Here is a 1217-nt window from a genome sequence, read left to right on the forward strand (position 1 = left end):
CCCTTCAGCACAAGTGAAGTCCTTATTACAACTACTTTGGTTAATTTGACGTTTAGTGCCTAAAGCTGTTTCTACTGGATCAATAGATAAACAGTTTGATTTTTTAGAACAGTCGCCACAGCCTTCGCAAATATCGGTATTAATGAATAAACGTTCAGCTGGGTCAGGGTAAGCATCGCGTTTACGGCGACGGCGTTTTTCACTGGCACAGGTTTGTACATAAATTAAAGCAGTTACACCTGAAATTTCACGCAGCTCACGTTGAACTGCGTCAAGTTCATTACGGTGGCGAATTTCTACACCTGGCGCAATACCGTCTTCTTCATTTAACAGTTTGATTTCATCAGTCACAATGACTTGTTTTTTAATACCTTCGGCATCGAGCTGACGAGTTAATTGTGCAACGCTCAAATGACCATCTACATGCTGACCGCCTGTCATAGCGACTGCGTCGTTGTAGAGGATTTTATAGGTGATATTGGTTTTTGCAGCAATAGACTGACGAATTGCCAAGTAACCTGAGTGGAAGTAAGTCCCATCACCAAGGTTAGCAAAAATGTGTTTTTCATTGGTAAAAGGTGATGCACCGACCCAGCTTACACCTTCACCACCCATTTGAGAGAATGTTTCCGTGCCACGGTCAAGCGAAACAGCAATATAGTGGCAGCCAATCCCACCTAATGCACGGCTACCTTCAGGAACGACGGTTGATGAGTTATGTGGGCAACCACTGCAGAAATAAGGTTTACGTTCAGCAAGGTCAATAACACGTTTTGATTCTTGCTCTGCTTTTAGTAGGAGGTCGATTCTGCTTTGAATTTGTACTTTTAAGCTTTCTGGAATATCTAGTTTTAAGAAGCGAGTAGCCAGCATTTTTGCAATGGGTTCAGGCTGGTACTCATAGTGACCAATGAGCGGTGCTTCTTCAATAGGGGTACTCCATTCACCTTTACCGTCAGTTGCTTTACCAATGACACGAGGACGTTGGTCATCAGGAAGTGAGTAAAGCTCATCTTTAATTTGTGTTTCAAGAATTGGACGTTTTTCTTCAATAACGATCAACTCTTCTAAACCTTTGGCAAATTCACGAATACCTTGTGGTTCTAAAGGCCAAATCAGACCAACTTGATAAACACGTAGCCCAAGCTGTTGGGCTGTTTCATCTTCAATTCCTAAAATACGTAGGGCTTCAATGGTATCTAAATAACCTTTACCAC

General features: G+C 42.2%; 1 pseudogene. It reads right to left on the reverse strand.

Going from position 1 to position 1217, the window contains the following annotated elements:
- Nucleotides 1–1217 (reverse strand): annotated as a pseudogene (locus VXQ92_RS19205) (indolepyruvate ferredoxin oxidoreductase family protein); the annotation flags it as partial.

Source organism: Acinetobacter sp. 228 (assembly GCF_048147885.1).